Source organism: Bradyrhizobium sp. USDA 3364, assembly GCF_054056355.1.
Genome location: NZ_JBSRYG010000002.1, coordinates 3,795,818 through 3,814,816 on the forward strand (window position 1 = coordinate 3,795,818; position 18,999 = coordinate 3,814,816).

Sequence of the window (18,999 nt, forward strand, 5' to 3'; positions counted from 1 at the left end):
GTGGATTAGCACCTCAATTCCGCAAGTCCAAGGCGATGAAACGCCCCAAAACGGGGAAAAGTTGCCCGAAATGGCCCAATTTCATTGAACGGTGCATAGTTCTGCGCCGCCGTTGCGCTTCCCTCGCTTGCCACGTAAATTTCGTCCGCTAAACGCTTGCCGAACCGCCGCTTTTGCCGTGCGGCAGGCTTTCTCCAACCGGCTACCCAGCCGACCTGTCTGAAAGGTCCGCGCCGCGTGTCATGAGTGATCGTCTCGCCAACGGGTCTGGCAATACCGAGGCACCGCTTGCCGATATCGATGCTGCGACCAAGCGGCTGATGGCCGCGCTCGATGCGCTGGAAAGCTCCGTAGAGCGGCGCCGCGAGGCCGACCGCGACGAGAACGAATTGGCGAGTCGGATCCAGGCGCTCGGCGCCGATCGCTCGCGGCTTGCCGACGAGCTCGACGGATCGCTGGTGAAGACGCGCAAGCTCGAGCGCGTCAATCGCGACATCGCGGAAAAACTCGACGCGGCGATCGGCACCATTCGCGCCGTGCTCGACGGCGGAGAAGGCAGATGAGCCACATCAACGTCACCATCAATGGCCGGCAGTACCGGATGGCCTGCGAAGAGGGCCAGGAGGTGCGGCTGTTGAAGCTTGCGGAAAACCTCGAGCAACGCGTCGAATCCCTGCGCGGCAAGTTCGGCGAGATCGGCGATGCCAGGCTCACGGTGATGGCGGCGCTCACCGCCTGCGACGAACTGGTCGATGCCAGTGCGCGCATCCGCAGCCTCGAGGAAGAGCTCGAGCAGCTGCGCAATGCCCGTACGGCCGCCGCCGACCGCGCCCGCGCGACCCAGACCGCCGTCTCCAACGCGCTCAACGCCGCCGCCGAGCGGATTGAGCGCACCACGCAGGTGCTCAACCGCACCATCGGCGGCGGCATCGCGATCGGGTGATCGTATCCTTCGGCATCGGGCCATCTTATCCTCCCCTGGAGGGGGAGGATTGACGCGAATGAAATGAGCGGCGAGGTGGGGTGACGGTCTCCCCCCTCGAGCAGCGCCCGTGTTGAGAGATCACCCCACCCCGGTGCGCATTCCGCTGCGCTTCATGCGCACCGACCCAAGAGCGAGCTTCGCTCGTCTCGACCCCCTCCAGGGGAGGGTGAAGAAGGTCACGCCAGCTTGGACCGCGTCGTCCTTACCGCTAGCGAAGTCGGGCAACGATCGCTAGATTAGCCCCCGCGAAGCTGCGTCGTGCGTCAGGAGCCATATATCCCCGGGGCCTTATCGATCCTTTAGGGAACTGTCCCTGGCCGGGTCCGTGGACCCGGACACATGGTGCCCACCTACTTTCGTAGGGAACTCCGGGATCGAGCGCTCCAACGGCCTCTGCGGCTTCGCACTGGTTTTTTGCTATTGCCTTGTCGTCGCGCTGCGGCGGCTCGATTTTGGTGCAGTGTTGTGCCCCGCGATGCGAGGCGTCGAGCGCCGTGGCCTGGCCTTACGAAAGCTAGCGTCTCTTGAATGATGGATCGTCCGTTGTCGCGGACGACGACAGCGGAAGATGGATCATGCACGCAGCTCCATCGAAGGCCGAGCTTCGGGCGCTTGCTCTCGCCAAGCGCGACGCGCTGAGCGACGAGCAGCGCGCCGACTGCCGCCGAAGCGCTCGCCAAGCGCGGCGCGCCGTTCGAGATCACGCAAGGCATGATCATCTCGGGCTATGCCCCGATCCGCAGCGAGATCGATCCGGCGCCATTGATGAAGAAGCTTGCCGACAAGGGCGCGCGGCTCGCGTTGCCCTGCATCAATGCGCGCGGCCAGTCGCTGACCTTCCGCAGCTGGTCGCCGCAGGACCGGCTGATGCTCGGGCCGCTCGGCATTCCCGAGCCGTCGCCGGCCGCGGCCGAGGTGCATCCCGACGTGATGCTGGTGCCGCTCGCGGCATTCGACAAGCTCGGCCACCGCATCGGCTATGGCGCCGGCTATTACGACTATACCTTTGCGCATCTGCGCAAGGCCAAGCACGTGATCGGGGTCGGGGTTGCCTTTGCTGCACAGGAAACCAAGGCTATCCCGGCGCTGTCGCACGACGTCCCGCTCGATTATGTGCTAACGGAGCGCAAGACGTTCGATTTCCGGAGTGCCTAGCCTTGCGTATTCTCTTCGTTGGTGACGTCGTCGGCAGGACCGGCCGCACCGCCATAGCAGACCATCTTCCCGGCATGATCCGCGACTGGTCGCTCGATCTCGTTGTCGTCAATGGCGAGAATTCCGCCGGCGGCTTCGGCATCACCGAGGCGATCTATCAGGAGCTGCTCGACGCCGGCGCCGACGCGATCACGCTCGGCAACCACGCCTGGAATCAGAAGGAGGCGCTGGTCTTCATCGAGCGTGCGCCGCGCCTGATCCGCCCCTTGAATTTCCCGCGCCATTCGCCGGGCCGCGGCGCCACCCTGGTCGACACCAAGAACGGCAAGCGCGCGCTGGTCTTGAACGCGATCGGCCGCGTCTTCATGGAGCCGTCCTCGAACGATCCGTTCAGCGCGATCGACCGCGAGCTCGAGGCCTGCCCGCTGCGCCAGGGCTGCGACGCTATCGTGCTCGATTTCCACGCCGAGGCCACCTCCGAGAAGCAGGGTGTCGGCTTCTTCTGCGACGGCCGCGTCAGCCTGGTGGTCGGGACCCATACCCATGTGCCGACCGCCGATCACCAGGTGCTGCCCGGCGGCACCGCCTATATGAGCGATGCCGGCATGACCGGCGATTATGATTCGGTGATCGGCATGCAGAAGGAGGAGCCGCTGCAGCGCTTCCTCACCGGCATTCCCTCCGGCCGTTTCGAACCGGCCGGCGGCGTTGCGACGCTCAGCGGCGTCGCGGTCGAGACCGACGATGCGACCGGGCTCGCGGTGAAGGTCGCGCCGGTGCGCGCCAGCGGGCGGCTCGAGCCCGCGGTGCCGGGGTTCTGGGCCTAGAGCGGTCGCTGTAGCCGGATGGAGCGCAGCGAAATCCGGGATTCTCGCCGATTGAAAGACTGCTCCCGGATTGCGCTTCGCTCCATCCGGGCTACGGACCTACGACTGCCGGAACCCCATCCGGAACGCGCCCCAGTGACGGCCGTTCACGACGATCGGCGATGACACGTCCTTCATCAGCACGAAATTGCCGCCGCCCATGTCGCGGCGGTAGGTCTGCAGCAGGAAGGGTTTTGTGTTGGCCGCGACCTTGCTCACGGCGCGGTCGTTGAACAGCCGGCGGTTGCGGCAATTGGCGTTGTTCCAGACCGGGTCCGGCCCCTGCGGCAGCCGGTAGTTCGGATTGTGGGTCGGCAGATAGCCGCTCCGCGCCCAGGCGACGCAGAACACGATGCGCGGATCGGTCTTCTGGATCGGATCCTGGATGGCGGGCAGCACGCGGTCGGTGAAGCTGACATAGTCGGTCAGATACTGCTTCGGATTGGTGCCCGCGATCTCGCGATAGTTCTCGTCCATCAATTGCGCAAGCGTGATCTCGCCGCGCGCGACCGCAGTCTCGAACAGCTCGGAGATCTGTTTGGCGGTCTCGATCACGACGCGGATCAACGGCGTATCCGTGGTCTCGACGCCGCTGTCGGCGATCGTCACGATCAGGCTCTCGGAGAGCTCGAGCAGTTTTGCCACGCGTCCGTCGGCGTGCTTGAGGTCGCGCGAGGAGAGATCGACGCCCTTGGCGAGCTCGTTCAGCTCCGCGATCACGCTGTCGCAATGACCGAGATTGGAGGTCGCGGCGCGCGCCACGCTGCCGATCTCGGCGCCGACGGATGAAAAGCCTTCCTGCACGCGGGTGATGATGCCCGAGATCTGCTGGGCGCCTTCGCCGGCGCTCTTGGCGCGCAGCGAGGCGTCGCTGCTCTCGCCGATCAGGCTGCCGATCTGGCCGTCGAGATCGCGCACGGTGTCGGAAATCTGATGCGTCGCCTGGCGGGTCGCCTCGGCGAGGTTCTTCACCTCGCTTGCGACCACGGCAAAGCCGCGGCCGGCGGTGCCGGCGCGCGCGGCCTCGATCGTGGCGTTGAGCGCGAGCAGGTTGGTCTGCTTGGCGATCGCCTCGATCGAACCGGAAACCTTGGCGACCTGGCTCAGCGCGGAGCCGACCGCCGCGAGCCGCGCCTCGATCCGGCCGACGGCGGCGACGAGTTCGGCGATGTGGCTGACCGCCGTCTCCACCACATGACGCGATTCCGCGATCTGGCCGACCGCGGCGGATGCAGTCGTTTGCACCGCCTGGGAAGCATTGGCGATGTCGTGATTGGCGGCGACCATCGTCTGCGCGGTCTCCTGCAAATGATGGAACCGCTCCGACTGGTTGGCGACGCGGCTCGCGACCTCCTGGACGTTGCCGGCGATGTCGGCAAGCTCGACCCCGAGGCCGCCGATCCGGTCGGCGAGCTGGTCGACCAGCCGTTCGGCCAGCGTCCGGTTCGATGATGTGTCGAGAACTGCAAGCTGCGCGGCCGACATTTCGCACTTCCTCCGTGACAGCGGCCCGTCGCGCCGCCGCAGCATTCCCCATTCCGATCTAAAGCGTGATTCGCGAAGGCGGTCTTGCCTGAGCGTGCACTGCTCAGAGTTTGTAGGCGGTGCGGAAGGCGCCCCAGTGCCGGCCGCGGACGCGGATCGGCACGTCGATCTCGCGCATCATCACGGTGGTGCCGTTACCCATGTCGCGCGCGTAGCTCTGGACGAGATAGGCGCGCTGGTTCTGGGCGGCGGCGAGGCCTGCGGGATCGTTGAAGATACGGCGATTGCGGCAGTTGGCGGTGTTGTATGCCACGTCGCCCGGGCGCTGCGGATGCGAGTAGATCTTGTTGTGGACCGGCAGGTAGCCGTTGCGGTCGACGGTGGCGCAGAACGCCAGCCGCTGGTCCTTGGTGAGGAACGCTTCCAGCAAGGCGGGCAGTTCGCGATCCGCCCAATCCAGCATTTTGGTGCGGTACTGCACCGGATTGCTGCCGGGTATCTCGACATAATTGGTGTCGAACATGTCCTCGAGCGTGACGGCACCGCTCGCCAGTCCGTTCTCGAAGATCTTGCTCAGCGCGTGGCCTGCTTCCATCGCGCGGGTGACGAGTTCGGCGTTCTCCTCGTGGATCGCCCACATCCGGTCTTCGACCCTCTCGCGCAACTCGGCGGTCGCCGCCTCGAAGCGGGCCTGTGCACCCGCCTTGGAGCGGTCGCCGATCCTGATCCGGCAGGCGCCGACATCCTGCAAGGTCGCGGTCAGGGTCTCATGGGCCGGGAGCTTCTCGGCATCGGGCCCGCCGATCAGGATGCCGTCCAGCGCGATCTCGTAGACCGGCGCGATGACGATGCCGCGCGCGGTCGTGATCTCGATCCTGAGGCTGCAGGGCAGGCGCTCGTTCTTGCGCGGATCGCCGCGCTCGTTCTGGCGCAGCAGCCCCGCGCAGCGTGCTTTCAGCTTCTGGGCGAACGCAGTGACGGCCTTGCCGGCCTTCGCGACATTGTCGCCATGTGCCGCGGCTTCGCGCGTCGCACTGTCGATCTCGTCGGCGCTGGTGCCGACCGAGACGATGAAGTGGGAGGCGGAAGCCGCGTTCTGGCCCATCTCGCCGGTGATCTGGTTCTGCTCGGCCACCGCGCCGTTGACGTTTTCGAACACCGGGCGGATCTTTTCGATCGCCTGCGAGATGCGGTGCACGGCGTCCGCCGATCCGGTGGCATCCTTCTGCAACGCCTCGATCTTCCGGGTGATCTCCTCGGTCGCGCTCTGGGTCTGCACCGCGAGCGCCTTGACCTCGGTCGCGACCACCGCGAAGCCCTTGCCGGCGGCGCCGGCGCGCGCCGCCTCGATCGTCGAGTTGAGCGCGAGCAGCGTGGTCTGCCGCGCGATCTGCGCGATCAGGTTGACGACATTGCCGATCGCGGCGGAGGATTCGCGCAGGCGATCGACATTGGCGGTGGCCTCGCGCGCCGCCGCCGCGGCGTCGTCGGCGAGCTGGCTCGCGCTGCGCACCTGCGCGCCGATGCCCTCGGCGGAATGGGTGAAACGGCCGGCGGCTTCCGAGAACGTCGTCGCGGTGCTCTGCGCATCGCTGCTGCGACCGGTGAGCGCGTCGGTGCGGGCGCGGATGGTCGCGAGCTTGCCGGCCGTCGCTTCGGCGCCGTCGGCGACCGAGCTCGCGGCGCGCTCGAGCTGGCGGATCATCGCGCCGAGCTCGAGTTCCAGTAGTTCCAGGATCTCCTTGGCCGAATCAGTCTCAGTCGAGACGCCGGGCGCAGCGGCCGCGGCTGGAACCTGCGGCGCGACGGCCGGCGCGGCCGGCTCCGGCACTTGCTTTCGAAACAAACCGAACGCCATGGGGGCTCTTTGGGGGCTGTGGAAGTTGCGGCGAGATGGCGCGATCCTCGCATCGGGGCATGAAGTCATGGTTAACAAGTGCCTCATATTCCGGCATGCGGTAGTATTCTTCCGCCAGAGGGCTCCCCCGCCGACCTTTGATTTTGACCGTGAGGGGCCTATAAGGCCGCGTTTTCCACCCTGTTCAGACCCTAAGCTCCGAAGAGACGTCGCATGGCCGGCCATTCCCAATTCAAGAACATCATGCACCGCAAGGGCCGGCAGGATGCCCAGAAGTCGAAGCTTTTCGGCAAGCTGGCCCGCGAAATCACCGTTGCGGCCAAGCTCGGCACCCCGGACCCGGCGATGAACCCGCGGCTGCGCGCCGCCGTGGTTGCGGCCCGCGCCGAGAACATGCCCAAGGACAACATCGACCGCGCCATCAAGAAGGCCGCGGGCAATGAGGGCGAGAACTATGACGAGATCCGCTACGAGGGCTATGGCCCCGGCGGCGTCGCCGTCATCGTCGAGGCGCTGACCGACAACCGCAACCGCGCCGCCTCCGACATCCGCTCCTTCTTCACCAAATCGGGCGGCAATCTCGGCGAAACCGGCTCGGTCGCCTTCATGTTCGACCGTACCGGCATCATCGAATACGACGCCAAGGTCGCTTCCGATGACGCGATGCTGGACGCCGCGATCGAGGCCGGCGCCGACGACGTGGTGTCGAGCGAGGGCGGCCACGAGGTCTATGCCTCCCAGGACACCTTCCGCGAGGTCGCAAAAGCGCTGGAAGCGAAGTTCGGCGAGCCGCGCAAGGCGGCACTGACGTGGAAGCCGCAGAACACGGTCTCGGTCGACGACGAGACCGGCGAAAAGTTGTTGAAGCTGATGGACCTGCTCAACGAGCACGACGACGTGCAGAACGTGTTCGCCAATTTCGAGGTGTCCGACGCGTTGATCGCCAAAATGGGCGGCTGACGCTTGTCCCGGACGCGGCGCAGCGCGTTAGCGGTGCGCTGCAGAGCCGGGACCCATGGTTCGGCATGCGATCTCAAGGGATAGGCCCCGGATCAGAGGCACGAAAGCTTTCCCGGGTACGCCGCCTCCGTTTGTGTTTCGTTCTCCCGGCGCAGGCGGTATCACTACCCGATGACATCCCAGCCGATTCGCTCTCCCGTCCGCATCATCGGTATCGATCCGGGTCTCCGCCGCACCGGCTGGGGCGTGATCGAGACCGAAGGCAACCGTCTCGTCTATATCGCCTGCGGTTCGGTCGAGCCACCGGACGATCTGCCGCTGGCGAGCCGGCTGCTGGCGATCCATGAGGGACTGGCCGCCGTGCTCGGCGACTACCGACCGGCGGAGGCCGCGGTCGAGCAGACCTTCGTCAACAAGGACGGCGTCGCCACGCTGAAGCTCGGCCAGGCACGCGGCGTCGCCATGCTGGCGCCCGCAATGTTCGGTATCTCGGTCGCCGAATACGCGCCGAACCAGGTCAAGAAGACTGTGGTCGGCGCCGGTCATGCCGAAAAGAACCAGATACAGGTGATGCTGAAGATCCTGCTGCCGAAAGCCGAGCCGCCGTCCGCCGACGCCGCCGACGCACTCGCGGTCGCGATCACCCACGCGCATCACCGCCAGAGCACCGCGCTGCGGCTCAGGGTGGCAAACCTATGATCGGCCCAAGTGAGGAGGGCACGCTGGTCGGGCTCCCTCCCCCCTTGCGGGGGAGGGTTGGGCAGAGGGGTACCGCTTGCGCGACCGTGCGACGCAGTGCGCGAACAACGCTCGCACCGCGCCCAGTTATCTCGCGCGCTTCGTTGCTGGGTCCTCGTCACTTCGCTGAAGTCAGCGCCCGGGGCTTACCCCTCTCCCTAACCCTCCCCCGCAAGGGGGGAGGGAACCCTTTCGCTTGTGCGTCCCTCACTGAACGCGCTGCGAGCGCCAAGCGCCGGAGCACATGATGATCGGCAAGCTGAAGGGGCTGATCGATTCCTACGGCGAGGATTATGTAATCCTCGATGTCGGCGGCGTCGGCTATCAGGTGCATTGCGCGAGCCGCACATTGCAGGCGCTGCCGTCGCCGGGTGGAGCCGCCGTGCTCTCGATCGAGACCTATGTCCGCGAGGACCAGATCAAGCTGTTCGGCTTCCGCTCGGATCACGAGCGCGAGTGGTTTCGCCTGCTGCAGACCGTGCAGGGCGTCGGCGCCAAGGTCGCGCTTGCGGTGCTCGGTACGCTGCCGCCGACCGATCTCGCCAATGCGATCGCGCTGCGCGACAAGGCCGCGGTGGCGCGCACGCCGGGGGTCGGGCCGAAGGTTGCCGAGCGCATCGTCAGCGAATTGAAGGACAAGGCGCCGGGCTTTGCCGATGTCGATCCCGCGGTGGTGCACCTCTCCGGCGCGATCGACAACAACCGCGCGCCGCGCCCGGTGACGGATGCGATCTCCGCGCTGGTCAATCTCGGCTACGGCCAGCCGCAGGCCGCCGCCGCCATCGCCGCCGCCTCGCGCAGCGCCGGTGAAAGGGCCGAGACCGCGCAGCTGATCCGGCTGGGGCTTAAGGAATTGTCGAAGTGAACCCGCCCTCCCGCATGGTGACGCCCGAACGCCGCTCCGACGATGTCGGAGACACCGCGCTGCGTCCGCAGTCGCTGACCGAATTCGTCGGCCAGGCGCAGGCGCGCAAGAACCTCTCGATCTTCATCGAGGCCGCGAAGAAGCGCGGCGAGGCGCTCGATCACGTGCTGTTCGTCGGGCCCCCGGGCCTCGGCAAGACCACGCTGGCGCAGATCGTCGCGCGCGAGCTCGGCGTCGGGTTTCGTGCCACTTCCGGCCCCGTGATTGCGAAGGCCGGTGATCTCGCCGCGCTGCTCACCAATCTGGAAGAGCGCGACGTGCTGTTCATCGACGAGATCCATCGCCTGAGCCCGGCGGTCGAGGAGGTGCTCTATCCCGCGATGGAGGATTTCCAGCTCGATTTGATCATCGGCGAAGGCCCCGCGGCGCGCTCGGTGAAGATCGAGCTGTCGAAGTTCACGCTGGTCGGCGCGACGACGCGTGCGGGGCTCCTCACCAATCCCTTGCGCGATCGCTTCGGCATTCCGGTGCGGCTCAATTTCTACACCGAGGAGGAGCTGGAGAAGATCGTCACCCGTGGCGCCCGCGTGCTCAACATCGGCATGAGCCCCGATGGTGCCAACGAGATCGCGCGCCGCGCCCGCGGCACGCCGCGGATCGCCGGCCGCCTGCTGCGCCGGGTGCGCGATTTTGCATCGGCCGCGGATGCCGATTCCGTCGATCGCGGCATTGCCGACCGGGCGCTGAGCGCGCTCGAGGTCGACAGCGCCGGGCTCGACGCGATGGACCGGCGCTATCTCACCACCATCGCCTTGAACTATGGCGGCGGACCGGTCGGCGTCGAGACCATGGCGGCCGCATTGTCGGAGCCGCGCGATGCGATCGAGGACATCATCGAGCCCTATCTGATTCAGTGCGGCTATCTGCAGCGCACTCCGCGCGGGCGGCTGCTGACCTCGCATGCCTTCCGCCATCTCGGCCTCGCCGAGCCGAACCGCGATCCCTCGCAGTTCGGCCTGTTCGGCGGCAATGGCGACGAGGATTAAACCCACGCTCTCGAAGACGTGAAAAGACGTGTTGATGCAGCGCGTCGCGCGTGCCGGTAACCTTGCTCACTAACCATTGCGACGTCTCTGCCGGCGGTCTGCACAAACGCGGCCCAATTTCGCTCCAATCGAAGGGCCTATCATGGATCAGGCATCACCGATCGTACGTCCATGATTTCACGTCGTCATCTTCTTCGCGGCTTCGGCGGATTGACCGCCGCCTCCGCCTCGACCGCGGCCTACGGCCTGAGCGAGCCGGTCGTCCGGCTCACGCTCACGCGTTACGACCTGTCGCCGCGGCAATGGCCTGCCGACTTTCCGCTCAGGATCGCCGCGCTTGCCGACATCCACGCCTGCGATCCCTGGATGTCGCTCGATCGCATTGCTGACATCGTGGAGCGTACCAACGCACTGAACGCCGACATCATCGTGCTGCTCGGCGACTATGTCGCCGGGCTGCGTCACGTCACGCGCTTCATCCCGGCCTCCGAATGGGCCGCGGTGCTCAAGGACCTGAAGGCGCCGCTCGGCGTGCATGCGGTGCTCGGCAATCACGATTACTGGGAAGACAAGACGGTGCAGCGGCAGGGGCAGGGCACGCCGGTCGCCCGCCGCGCGCTGGAGCGCGCGGGCATTCCCGTCTACGAGAACGACGCGGTGCGGCTCGCCAAGGATAACCGCCCGTTCTGGCTCGCAGGCCTCGGCGATCAGCTCGCCTATCTGCCGGCACGGCGCTATCGTGAGATCAGGCGCATCGGCGTCGACGATCTCAACGCGACGCTCGCAAAAGTCACCGACGACGCGCCAGTGATCCTGCTCGCGCATGAGCCCGACGTCGCGCTCCGCGTGCCGTCGCGCGTCGCGTTGCAACTGTCCGGCCACACTCATGGCGGCCAGGTCCGGCTGCTGGGCTGGTCGCCGGCGGTGCCGGTCAAGCACGGCATGCGGCTCGCCTACGGCCATATCAAGCTGAAATGCGACGTCGTGGTCTCCGGCGGCCTCGGCTGCAGCATCATGCCGTTCCGGCTCGGCGTGCCGCCCGAGATCGTGCAGGTCACGCTCGGCGCCAAAGGGCCGGTGGTGTCCTGATCGCGCTTGCGTGATCGAGGAATTTGCGCAACACGATCGTCGTTCCAAAGCATGATCCGGAAAAGTGCGCAGCGGTTTTCCGAAGAGATCATGCTCAAACGACCTCAATCGAGGGCCGCAATTGACCTTACCCCATATCGACGGCCAGATCCGTGACGGCCGCCACCATATGCAGGTGCGCGTCTATTACGAAGACACCGACTTTTCCGGTATCGTCTACCACGCCAATTACCTGCGCTTCATGGAGCGCGGGCGCACCAATCATCTCCGTCTGATGGGCGCCGAACAGAACGCGCTGTTCGAGGAGGCGCAGGAGGAGACCGGCGGCTTCGCCTTCGTCGTGCGCTCGATGACGCTCGACTTCCTCAAGCCTGCGCGGATGGACGACATGCTCGACGTCGTGACCTGGCCGATCGCGGTGAAGGGCGCCTCCATCATGCTCGCGCAGGAGGTCCGGCGCGGCGATGACGTGCTTGTGAAGGCGCAGGTGCGCGTTGCCTTCGTCAGCCAGGGCAGGGCACAGCCGATTCCGAAGTCCATCCGTGCGCTGATGAAGGCCGATCTGGCCTAGCTATCGGGCGATAGGAAACGCCCCATCGACTCCATGCGGCGCGGCGCTAGATTTACGCGGGACAAAGCGCGATCAGATTGATCGCACTTTGTCTTCCTTTTCGAGCATGATCTCCGCGCAAACGCCCTGGCATTTGTCGCGAGGGAAAACCGCTTCACACGTTTCCGGATCATGCCTCAACCGCGAGGGATCGCCGATGTCACGCCCGCCGCTGCCACCTTTCACCCGCGAGACCGCCGCGCAGAAGGCGCGCATGGCGGAAGATGCCTGGAATTCGCGCGACCCCGTTCGGGTTGCTGGCGCCTATACCGAGGACAGCCGCTGGCGCAATCGCTCCGAGGTATTTCAGGGCCGCGAGGCGATCGTGGCCTTCCTGACCCGCAAATGGGAGAAGGAGCAGGAGTATCGCCTGATCAAGGACCTCTGGGCGTTCGACGGCAACCGCATCGCGGTGCGCTTCCAGTACGAATGGCATGATGCGAGCGGCAACTGGTTTCGCTCCTACGGCAACGAGCAGTGGGAGTTCGACGAGCACGGCCTGATGCGCCGCCGCGAGGCCTCGATCAACGACATCGCGATCTCCGAGAAGGACCGCCGCTTCTACTGGCCGGCTCCCGGCCCGCGTCCGGCCGACGTGCCGGGGCTGGGGCATAGTCCCTTTTAGTTGTCGTCCCGGCGAAGGCCGGGACCCATAACCACCGCTACAGATTGGCGCACGAGGTATCGACTCCAACCGCCCAAAATCGAGAGGCCGCGGCGTATGGGTCCCGGCCTTCGCCGGGACGACGCATGGTGGGAGATCGCCTTACGCCGCCGCCTTGTGTCGCGCGATCTCGGCCTTGTAGAGCTCGAACTCCTCGGAGACCGCCTTCGCGACCGACGGACGGGCGCGCACGCGTTCGTAATAGGCCTTCAGCGCCGGCCATTTCGAAAGCTCGATCGGCGGCGTCGCCATGGTCCAGTTGATGACGGTGACGAGATAGGCGTCGGCGACGCTGAAATGGTCGAGCAGATAGTCGCGGCCCTTCAGGTGATCCTCGACATAATCGAGCCGCGAGACGTATTTATCCAGCGCATAGGTCTTGGCTTCCGGTGGCGCCTTCTTGTCGAGCAGCGGCAGGAACAGGCCCTTGTGCAGCTCCGTGCCGATGAAGCACAGCCACTGATGCAGCTTTGAACGCTCGGCGTTCGACGCGGTGCCGAGGCCGGCCCGCGGAAACTGGTCGGCGACATACTGCAGGATCGCGGCGTTCTCGGTCAGCACCACGCCGTCGTCGGTGCGCAGCGTGGGCACCAGGCCGAGCGGGTTGACCTTGTTGAAGTCGGTGCCGTCATTGCGCACCTGCTTGGTCTTCGGATCGACCTCGAGATAGTTGGCCGGCTGGCCGGCTTCATAGAGCGCGACGCGGGTCGCCATCGAGCAGGCGAGGGGCGAGAAATAAAGGTCCATGGGTGCCTCCAGTGTCCGGCGCGGGCGTGCCGGCCGTTGTTGATTTTTGTACTGTCTTGGATAATATTGGTGGCGTCAAGGAATTTAATGCGAAGTGGTACAAAAAAATAAGAGGCCGCCATCTGCTGCCAAAATCGCGACGCCGGTCGCGCCGAAGCGCCGGGGGCGGCCGCGCGCCTATGAGCCCGACGTCGCGCTCGGCAAGGCGCTCGACCTGTTCCGGCGCGACGGCTTTGCCGCGACCTCGCTCGATGATCTGAGTGCGGCGACCGGCATGAACCGGCCGAGCCTCTACGGCGCGTTCGGCGACAAGCGCGAGCTCTACATCAAGAGCTACCAGCGCTATCGCGACGACGCGCGCGGCGCGATGGTCGATATCTTCCGCGCCGATGCGCCGCTGCGCGAGCGGCTGGAGCGCATCTATCGCATCGCGCTCGACATCTATCTGTCGGGCGAGTCTGGCCCGCGCGGCTGCTTCACCGTGATGACCGCAGCGTCGGAAGCGGTATCGGACCCGGACATCCGCGCCATGGTGCTGGCGGGTTTGACCGAGCTCGACAAGGCGTTCGGCATCTGTTTCCGCGACGCCAAGGAGCACGGTGAGCTGCCTGAGGGCGCCGATCCGGCCGCGCTGGCGCATCTCGCCTCCGCCACCATCCACACCATCGCAATCCGCGCCCGCGCCCGCGTGCCACGCAAGGAACTCGAGGCGATCGTGAAGGGTGCCATCGACGTGATGTGCGGGCCGAAATAGAAGCGGCAAATTTCTTCAGCAGCAAATGTCGGGTGCTGGTTTTCCTGCCCGTCTTCCGTAAGGTCTCCCCACTCACGGAAGCGGAATCTCATGGGAAAAGTCAGGACTTCAGCATTCTCGGTCTCGATCGACGGATTTGGCGCGGCGCCGCGCCAGAGCCTCGAAAATCCATTCGGCGAAGGCGGCATGGTCTTGCCCGGCTGGTTCCTCCAGACCCGCACGTTCCGCCAGACCTTCGGCCAGGACGGCGGCAGCACCGGGCTCGACGACGAGATCGCGCGCAAGTCGATGGAAAATATCGGCGCCTGGATTCTGGGCCGCAACATGTTCGGTCCGATCCGCGGTCCCTGGCCGGATCATGCCTGGAAGGGCTGGTGGGGCGACAATCCGCCGTATCACACGCCGGTGTATGTGATGACCCATCACGCGCGGCCCGACATCGAGATGGAAGGCGGCACCACGTTCCATTTCGTGACCGATGGCATTCACGCCGCGCTCGAGCGGGCGCGCGCGGTTGCGGGGGACAAGGACATCAGGGTCGGCGGCGGCGTGTCGCTGGTGCGCCAGTTCCTGCAGGCGCGCCTGCTCGACGAGGTGCAATTGGCGCTATCGCCGGTGCTGCTTGGCTCGGGCGAGAATCTGTTCGCGGGCATCGATCTGCCCGCGCTCGGCTATGCCGTCGTCTCGCACGTCGCGAGCCCGAACGCCACGCACGTCACCTTCGCGCGCAAATCCTAAGATCATTCACGCCGGCGTCAGCGGTCAAAATCGGTCGTTGACGTGGACGTCGTTCGGGCGTACTTAACCCAAAGGTTATTTAACCAATGAGCTAAGTACATGCCGCTCGATCCGCTCAGTTCAACCTTCGCGGCGCTGGCCGATCCGACCCGGCGCGCGATCCTGGCGCGGCTTGCGCTCGGCGAAACCTCGGTGATGGAGCTGGCAAAGCCGTTCGACATGAGCCTGCCGGCGATCTCCAAGCACCTGAAGGTGCTGGAGCATGCCGGGTTGATCTCGCGCGGGCGCGAGGCGCAATGGCGGCCGTGCCGCATCGCGGCCGCCTCGTTCAAGGAGGTCGACGGCTGGCTCGGGAATTTCCGCCGCTTCTGGGACGAGAGCTTCAACCGCCTCGACGGAGTGCTCGAGGAGATGAAGGCGGAGGAAGCCGCAAAGGCACCACCGCGCAGTAACCGCAAAGTCAGAGTAACCCAGGAGAAGCAACGTGGACGCACGCGTGGATAAGACGCTGAGGATCACGACCCCGTCGGATTTCGAATTCGCCATGACGCGCCAGTTCGACGCGCCGCGGCGCTTTGTGTTCGATGCGATGACCAAGCCGGAATATCTGGTGCGCTGGCTTGGCTGCGAGCAGCTCACGATGCCGGTGTGTGAAGTCGACCTGCGGGTCGGTGGCGCCTATCGGTTCGTGTTCCGCTCGTCCGAGGGCATCGAGCATGAACTCACCGGCACCTATCGCGAGGTGGTGCGTCCAGAGCGGCTGGCATTCGGCGAGACGTTCTCGATGCCGGGCTTCACCAGTGACGAGTATCTGGTCATCTCGACCTTCGTCGAGGAAGCCGGCACCACCACGCTGACCACCACCATCCGCCATCCGACCAAGGAGGCGCGTGACGGCCATCTCAATTCCGGCATCGATAAGGGCGTCGCGCCCGCCTACGACCGGCTCGCCGAGGTGGTTGCCGGGATCGGCTGAGGCGGCCTCTCCACCGGTCGTCCCGGCGAAAGCCGGGACCCATAACCACCGGACATCATTATGTGCAGGATGTCTCCCCGCGTGCCCCAATGAGGGGCCGCGGAGTATGGGTCCCGGCCTTCGCCGGGACGACACCTTGTATGGGGTGACGGCGGCGCTAGTACCCCCGCTTGCGATCGACCACGTTCCCCAACTCGCCGCCTTGCTCGAAGCGCGCGATCTGCTGCGCGACGTATTTCGAGATCTCGTCGGCGTCGGTGTCGGCGGCATTATGCGGCGTCAGCACCACCTTCGGATGGCTCCAGAACGGGCTCGCCTCGGGCAGCGGCTCGGTCTCGAAGACGTCGAGCGAGGCGGCGCCCAGCGTGCCGTCGTCGAGCGCGCGCAGGATGTCGGCCTCGTTCTGCAAGCCGCCGCGGCCGGCATTGATGATGACGGGCGCGCCGAGGGGGCTGTTGCGGTTCAGTTTTGCGAACGCATCGCGGTTCAGCACGTGGCGCGTATCCGGCGTCAGCGGCAGCAGGCAGACCAGGATATTGGTCTCGCGCAGGAATGCGTCGAGCCCCTCGGCGCCGTGATGGCAGGCGATGCCGTCTATCCGCTTCTCGCTGCGGCTCCAGCCGGTGACGCGAAAGCCGAGCGCGCGGAGCGCCTGCGCCGCCGCGGCGCCTAGCGTGCCGAGCCCCATCACGCCGACCGTGATCGCGTTGGCCGCCCATTGATAGTCCGGCGCCCAGCGCTTCAGCCGTTGCGACTCGCGCAGATAAAGCTCCTGGCGGTGATGCATCAGCACATGCAGCACGACATATTCGGTCATGCGGTCGGTGAGATCGGAGACCGATACCCGCACCAGCGGCACGTCGGGCAGCGAGCGATCGGCCATCAGCGCGTCGACGCCGGCGCCGAGGTTGAAGATGACGCGCAGGTTCTTGAACGAAGCGAGCTCGCCCGGCTTCGGTTTCCACACCGCGGCATAGTGCACCGCGGCGGGGTCGAGCGCGCCGCCCGGCAGCAGCACCACGGGGCGATCCGGGCAGACCGTGTCGAACCGCGCCTTCCAGCGCGCCGACGACCAATTTTCCGAGCCGCCGTTGATCAGCAGCGCGAGTGCGCCCTTGCCCATCCGGATACCTCCAACAACAATGTGACATACATCACAGAGCGGGTTCGCCCGCCCCTAGTCTCCTGCCATCAACAGGGGAGAACTTCTATGCGCAAGCTGATCTTGACCTCGGCTTTCATCGTCGCATCCTTTGCGACGGCCCAAGCCGGTCAGACCCGCGGCCTGGTGCTCGCAAACGCCGACACACCCGCGCAAGCGCAACCGGCCGTTGCTCCCGCCCAGGCCGAAGCCCAGCCGGCGCAGGCTCGGTCGGCAGAGGCCCCGAGGCAGCAAGCGTCTCGCCCGGTGCAGAGGAGCCACGTCCGCCGCCCCGAGAGCGATGAGGCCAAGGCGCGCCGGATCGCCGCCCGCTACGGCGTCTACTGGTGATCGCAGCATTCTCGTCATGGTGATGGCCGCGCCATCGCCAGAGCCGCGATCTTTCGATCTGTTGAGGCTCGCCAATGATGCGTCCGTCAAATCCATCGCCGGCATCCGGAACCTAAATTTCTTTCGCTCCACCTGTCGGCAGCGGGCATAATCGTTCGTTCTTGCAATGAACGGAGATGCCTTTTCGATGCTGTACGCCATCCTCTGCTATCATGACGAAGACATGGTCGGTTCCTGGAGCAAGGAGCACGACGCCTCGGTCATGCAGAAATTGTCCGTCGTGCAGGACAAGCTCGCCAAGCAGGGCAAGCTCGGCCCGGTGGCGCGGCTGCTGCCGACCACCGCGGCGACCACACTGCGCAAGGAAAACCCGCCGCTGGTGCTGGACGGCCCGTTCGCCGAAACCAAGGAGCAATTGCTCGGCTTCTACCTGGTCGAGGGCAAGAACCTCGACGAGGTGCTCGACATCGCGCGCGACCTCGGCGAGGCCAATCCCGGCGGCACCTATGAGATTCGCCCGGTCGGCTACTTCAACCAGGGGAGTGCCAAGGCGTGAGCGTGACCGACACCGCCTGGATCGACGCCGCGCTGACATCTGCGCGTCCCCAGGCGGTTGGCGCACTGCTGCGCTACTTCCGCAATCTCGATACCGCCGAGGAAGCCTTCCAGAACGCCTGCCTGCGGGCCCTGAAAAGCTGGCCGCAGAACGGCCCGCCGCGCGATCCCGCGGCGTGGCTGATCATGGTCGGCCGCAACGTCGCGATCGATGAGGTCCGCCGCACCAAGAAGCAGCAGCCGCTGCCCGACGACGACCAGGCGATCTCCGATCTTGACGACGCCGAGGAGGAGATCGCCGAGCGGCTCGACGGCTCGCATTACCGCGACGACATCCTGCGGCTGTTGTTTATCTGCTGTCACAAGGACCTGCCGGCGACGCAGCAGATCGCACTCGCGCTGCGCATCGTCTCCGGCCTGTCGGTGAAGCAGATCGCGCGCGCCTTCCTGGTCTCGGAAGCCGCGATGGAGCAGCGCATCACCCGCGCCAAGGCGCGCGTCGCCGACGCCAACGTGCCGTTCGAGACGCCGGGCGCGGTCGAGCGCAGCGAGCGGCTCGCCTCGGTAGCGGCGATGATCTATCTGATCTTCAACGAGGGCTATTCGGCGAGCGGCGACACCGCCGAAATCCGCTCGCCGCTGTGCGAGGAGGCGATCAGGCTCGCCCGCCTGCTGCTGCGGCTGTTCCAGAGCGAGCCGGAGATCATGGGGCTGACGGCGCTATTGCTGTTGCAGCACGCCCGCGCCGCGGCGCGCTTCGATGCCGATGGCCAGGTGATCCTGCTCGACGACCAGGACCGCAGCTTGTGGAATCAGAAGCTGATCGCCGAGGGCCTCGCGCTGATCGACAAGGCGATGCGCCACCGCCGCAGCGGGCCCTATCAGGTGCAGGCCGCGATCGCAGCCCTTCACGCCCGCGCGGAGAAGCCCGAGGATACCGACTGGACCCAGATCGACCTGCTCTATGGGGCGCTCGAGGTCATGCAGCCGTCGCCGGTGATCACACTTAATCGCGCCGTTGCGGTCTCCAAGGTGAAGGGGCCGGAAGCCGCGCTCGAGATGATCGAGCCCCTCGCGCCGCGGCTGTCCAATTACTTCCATTATTTCGGCGTGCGCGGCGCCTTCCTGATGCAACTCGGCCGCAACGAGGAGGCCCGCGTCGCCTTCGACCGCGCCATCGCGCTCGCCAACACCACGGCTGAGGCTGCCCACATCCGCATGCATATCGACCGCCTGATGCGGGACAGCCAGCCGCGCAATGTGAAGGCGAAGTAGCGGCCGCGCGTCGTCAGCGTGCAGATCGAGAACGCTTGCCGTGCGGCACCCCTCTCCCTAGCCCTCCCCCGCAAGGGGGGAGGAAACCCGTCCGCCGGTATGTCCCTCACATAAGAACAAGAACATCGCCAGCTGATCGCG

Annotated in this window: 21 protein-coding genes, 1 other RNA gene and 1 pseudogene; 19 read left to right on the top strand and 4 right to left on the bottom strand. The window is 65.9% G+C overall.

The window, feature by feature from the left end:
- The first annotated feature begins 242 nt into the window (after window positions 1–242).
- The 5 genes and pseudogenes from ACVILL_RS17865 to ACVILL_RS17885 all read left to right on the top strand — a co-directional run bounded on the left by ACVILL_RS17865 (window position 243) and on the right by ACVILL_RS17885 (window position 2,967).
- On the top strand, window positions 243–563 hold the full coding sequence (locus tag ACVILL_RS17865) for a DUF4164 domain-containing protein (protein WP_223966784.1): 321 nt from the start codon (window positions 243–245) through the stop codon (window positions 561–563).
- Complete coding sequence (locus ACVILL_RS17870) at window positions 560–943, top strand: cell division protein ZapA (RefSeq protein WP_456730254.1); 384 nt, start codon at window positions 560–562, stop codon at window positions 941–943. Before ACVILL_RS17865 ends, ACVILL_RS17870 begins: the two co-directional genes overlap by 4 nt.
- 287 nt (window positions 944–1,230) lie before the next feature.
- A non-coding RNA gene (gene ssrS / locus ACVILL_RS17875) (6S RNA) lies at window positions 1,231–1,391 on the top strand.
- A gap of 169 nt (window positions 1,392–1,560) precedes the next feature.
- A pseudogene (locus tag ACVILL_RS17880) lies at window positions 1,561–2,140 on the top strand (5-formyltetrahydrofolate cyclo-ligase).
- A 2-nt stretch (window positions 2,141–2,142) separates the two neighbouring features.
- Window positions 2,143–2,967, top strand: a complete 825-nt coding sequence (locus tag ACVILL_RS17885) for a TIGR00282 family metallophosphoesterase (RefSeq protein WP_456730255.1) — start codon at window positions 2,143–2,145, stop codon at window positions 2,965–2,967.
- Window positions 2,968–3,066: 99 nt separating this feature from the next.
- Here the strand turns inward: ACVILL_RS17885 and ACVILL_RS17890 are convergent, their stop codons facing one another.
- Both ACVILL_RS17890 and ACVILL_RS17895 read right to left on the bottom strand, forming a co-directional pair.
- The gene (locus tag ACVILL_RS17890; protein WP_456730256.1) at window positions 3,067–4,491 is read right to left on the bottom strand and encodes a methyl-accepting chemotaxis protein; all 1,425 of its coding nucleotides are present in this window, start codon (window positions 4,489–4,491) and stop codon (window positions 3,067–3,069) included.
- Between the two features lie 103 nt (window positions 4,492–4,594).
- A complete protein-coding gene (locus ACVILL_RS17895; protein WP_456730257.1) occupies window positions 4,595–6,349 on the bottom strand; it encodes a methyl-accepting chemotaxis protein in 1,755 nt (584 codons plus the stop codon).
- 213 nt (window positions 6,350–6,562) lie between these two features.
- Here ACVILL_RS17895 and ACVILL_RS17900 point away from each other — a divergent pair, with 213 nt between their 5' ends.
- The 7 genes from ACVILL_RS17900 to ACVILL_RS17930 all read left to right on the top strand — a co-directional run bounded on the left by ACVILL_RS17900 (window position 6,563) and on the right by ACVILL_RS17930 (window position 12,282).
- Entirely contained in the window at window positions 6,563–7,309 is a 747-nt protein-coding gene (locus ACVILL_RS17900; RefSeq protein WP_028332817.1) for a YebC/PmpR family DNA-binding transcriptional regulator, read from the top strand.
- Between the two features lie 171 nt (window positions 7,310–7,480).
- Window positions 7,481–8,008: a crossover junction endodeoxyribonuclease RuvC gene (ruvC, locus tag ACVILL_RS17905; RefSeq protein WP_456730258.1), complete on the top strand. Its 528-nt coding sequence runs from the start codon at window positions 7,481–7,483 to the stop codon at window positions 8,006–8,008.
- Window positions 8,009–8,294: 286 nt separating this feature from the next.
- On the top strand, window positions 8,295–8,912 hold the full coding sequence (gene ruvA / locus ACVILL_RS17910; RefSeq protein ID WP_456730259.1) for a Holliday junction branch migration protein RuvA: 618 nt from the start codon (window positions 8,295–8,297) through the stop codon (window positions 8,910–8,912).
- Window positions 8,909–9,958, top strand: a complete 1,050-nt coding sequence (ruvB, locus tag ACVILL_RS17915; RefSeq protein ID WP_456730260.1) for a Holliday junction branch migration DNA helicase RuvB — start codon at window positions 8,909–8,911, stop codon at window positions 9,956–9,958. Before ruvA ends, ruvB begins: the two co-directional genes overlap by 4 nt.
- Before the next feature lie 171 nt (window positions 9,959–10,129).
- Window positions 10,130–11,047 carry a metallophosphoesterase gene (locus ACVILL_RS17920; RefSeq protein ID WP_456730261.1) on the top strand — a complete coding sequence of 306 codons (918 nt, stop codon included), beginning with the start codon at window positions 10,130–10,132 and terminating at the stop codon, window positions 11,045–11,047.
- A gap of 121 nt (window positions 11,048–11,168) precedes the next feature.
- Entirely contained in the window at window positions 11,169–11,618 is a 450-nt protein-coding gene (gene ybgC, locus ACVILL_RS17925; protein WP_456730262.1) for a tol-pal system-associated acyl-CoA thioesterase, read from the top strand.
- 196 nt (window positions 11,619–11,814) lie between these two features.
- Window positions 11,815–12,282 (top strand): nuclear transport factor 2 family protein, encoded by a 468-nt coding sequence (locus ACVILL_RS17930; protein ID WP_456730263.1) that lies wholly within the window; start codon window positions 11,815–11,817, stop codon window positions 12,280–12,282.
- Window positions 12,283–12,423: 141 nt separating this feature from the next.
- Here the strand turns inward: ACVILL_RS17930 and ACVILL_RS17935 are convergent, their stop codons facing one another.
- Window positions 12,424–13,068, bottom strand: a complete 645-nt coding sequence (locus ACVILL_RS17935; protein ID WP_456730264.1) for a glutathione binding-like protein — start codon at window positions 13,066–13,068, stop codon at window positions 12,424–12,426.
- Window positions 13,069–13,162: 94 nt separating this feature from the next.
- On the opposite strand from ACVILL_RS17935, the gene ACVILL_RS17940 reads away from it, so the two are divergent.
- The 4 genes from ACVILL_RS17940 to ACVILL_RS17955 all read left to right on the top strand — a co-directional run bounded on the left by ACVILL_RS17940 (window position 13,163) and on the right by ACVILL_RS17955 (window position 15,536).
- Window positions 13,163–13,822: a TetR/AcrR family transcriptional regulator gene (locus ACVILL_RS17940; protein ID WP_456730265.1), complete on the top strand. Its 660-nt coding sequence runs from the start codon at window positions 13,163–13,165 to the stop codon at window positions 13,820–13,822.
- A gap of 90 nt (window positions 13,823–13,912) precedes the next feature.
- Window positions 13,913–14,560, top strand: a complete 648-nt coding sequence (locus ACVILL_RS17945; RefSeq protein WP_456730266.1) for a dihydrofolate reductase family protein — start codon at window positions 13,913–13,915, stop codon at window positions 14,558–14,560.
- 99 nt (window positions 14,561–14,659) lie between these two features.
- Window positions 14,660–15,064, top strand: coding sequence for an ArsR/SmtB family transcription factor (locus ACVILL_RS17950; RefSeq protein WP_456730267.1), 405 nt, complete (start codon window positions 14,660–14,662; stop codon window positions 15,062–15,064).
- The gene (locus tag ACVILL_RS17955; protein WP_456730268.1) at window positions 15,057–15,536 is read left to right on the top strand and encodes an SRPBCC domain-containing protein; all 480 of its coding nucleotides are present in this window, start codon (window positions 15,057–15,059) and stop codon (window positions 15,534–15,536) included. Before ACVILL_RS17950 ends, ACVILL_RS17955 begins: the two co-directional genes overlap by 8 nt.
- 157 nt (window positions 15,537–15,693) lie before the next feature.
- On the opposite strand, the gene ACVILL_RS17960 is transcribed toward ACVILL_RS17955, so the two are convergent.
- The gene (locus ACVILL_RS17960; RefSeq protein ID WP_456730269.1) at window positions 15,694–16,659 is read right to left on the bottom strand and encodes a 2-hydroxyacid dehydrogenase; all 966 of its coding nucleotides are present in this window, start codon (window positions 16,657–16,659) and stop codon (window positions 15,694–15,696) included.
- An 87-nt stretch (window positions 16,660–16,746) separates the two neighbouring features.
- On the opposite strand from ACVILL_RS17960, the gene ACVILL_RS17965 reads away from it, so the two are divergent.
- The 3 genes from ACVILL_RS17965 to ACVILL_RS17975 all read left to right on the top strand — a co-directional run bounded on the left by ACVILL_RS17965 (window position 16,747) and on the right by ACVILL_RS17975 (window position 18,858).
- Entirely contained in the window at window positions 16,747–17,028 is a 282-nt protein-coding gene (locus tag ACVILL_RS17965) for a hypothetical protein (protein ID WP_456730270.1), read from the top strand.
- Between the two features lie 187 nt (window positions 17,029–17,215).
- Window positions 17,216–17,584: a YciI family protein gene (locus tag ACVILL_RS17970; protein ID WP_456730271.1), complete on the top strand. Its 369-nt coding sequence runs from the start codon at window positions 17,216–17,218 to the stop codon at window positions 17,582–17,584.
- Window positions 17,581–18,858 carry an RNA polymerase sigma factor gene (locus ACVILL_RS17975; RefSeq protein ID WP_456730272.1) on the top strand — a complete coding sequence of 426 codons (1,278 nt, stop codon included), beginning with the start codon at window positions 17,581–17,583 and terminating at the stop codon, window positions 18,856–18,858. Before ACVILL_RS17970 ends, ACVILL_RS17975 begins: the two co-directional genes overlap by 4 nt.
- Window positions 18,859–18,999 lie beyond the last annotated feature (141 nt).

Excerpts from the sequence above, each read along its gene's own strand:
- ACVILL_RS17950 (WP_456730267.1), top strand. The coding sequence starts at position 14,660 with ATGCCGCTCGATCCGCTCAGTTCAACCTTCGCGGCGCTGGCCGATCCG.
- ACVILL_RS17865 (WP_223966784.1), top strand. The coding sequence starts at position 243 with ATGAGTGATCGTCTCGCCAACGGGTCTGGCAATACCGAGGCACCGCTT.
- ACVILL_RS17965 (WP_456730270.1), top strand. The coding sequence starts at position 16,747 with ATGCGCAAGCTGATCTTGACCTCGGCTTTCATCGTCGCATCCTTTGCG.
- ACVILL_RS17890 (WP_456730256.1), bottom strand. The coding sequence starts at position 4,491 with ATGTCGGCCGCGCAGCTTGCAGTTCTCGACACATCATCGAACCGGACG.
- ACVILL_RS17935 (WP_456730264.1), bottom strand. The coding sequence starts at position 13,068 with ATGGACCTTTATTTCTCGCCCCTCGCCTGCTCGATGGCGACCCGCGTC.
- ACVILL_RS17920 (WP_456730261.1), top strand. The coding sequence starts at position 10,130 with ATGATTTCACGTCGTCATCTTCTTCGCGGCTTCGGCGGATTGACCGCC.
- ACVILL_RS17970 (WP_456730271.1), top strand. The coding sequence starts at position 17,216 with ATGCTGTACGCCATCCTCTGCTATCATGACGAAGACATGGTCGGTTCC.
- ACVILL_RS17930 (WP_456730263.1), top strand. The coding sequence starts at position 11,815 with ATGTCACGCCCGCCGCTGCCACCTTTCACCCGCGAGACCGCCGCGCAG.
- ACVILL_RS17960 (WP_456730269.1), bottom strand. The coding sequence starts at position 16,659 with ATGGGCAAGGGCGCACTCGCGCTGCTGATCAACGGCGGCTCGGAAAAT.
- ACVILL_RS17945 (WP_456730266.1), top strand. The coding sequence starts at position 13,913 with ATGGGAAAAGTCAGGACTTCAGCATTCTCGGTCTCGATCGACGGATTT.
- ACVILL_RS17895 (WP_456730257.1), bottom strand. The coding sequence starts at position 6,349 with ATGGCGTTCGGTTTGTTTCGAAAGCAAGTGCCGGAGCCGGCCGCGCCG.
- ruvC (WP_456730258.1), top strand. The coding sequence starts at position 7,481 with ATGACATCCCAGCCGATTCGCTCTCCCGTCCGCATCATCGGTATCGAT.
- ACVILL_RS17900 (WP_028332817.1), top strand. The coding sequence starts at position 6,563 with ATGGCCGGCCATTCCCAATTCAAGAACATCATGCACCGCAAGGGCCGG.
- ruvA (WP_456730259.1), top strand. The coding sequence starts at position 8,295 with ATGATCGGCAAGCTGAAGGGGCTGATCGATTCCTACGGCGAGGATTAT.
- ACVILL_RS17870 (WP_456730254.1), top strand. The coding sequence starts at position 560 with ATGAGCCACATCAACGTCACCATCAATGGCCGGCAGTACCGGATGGCC.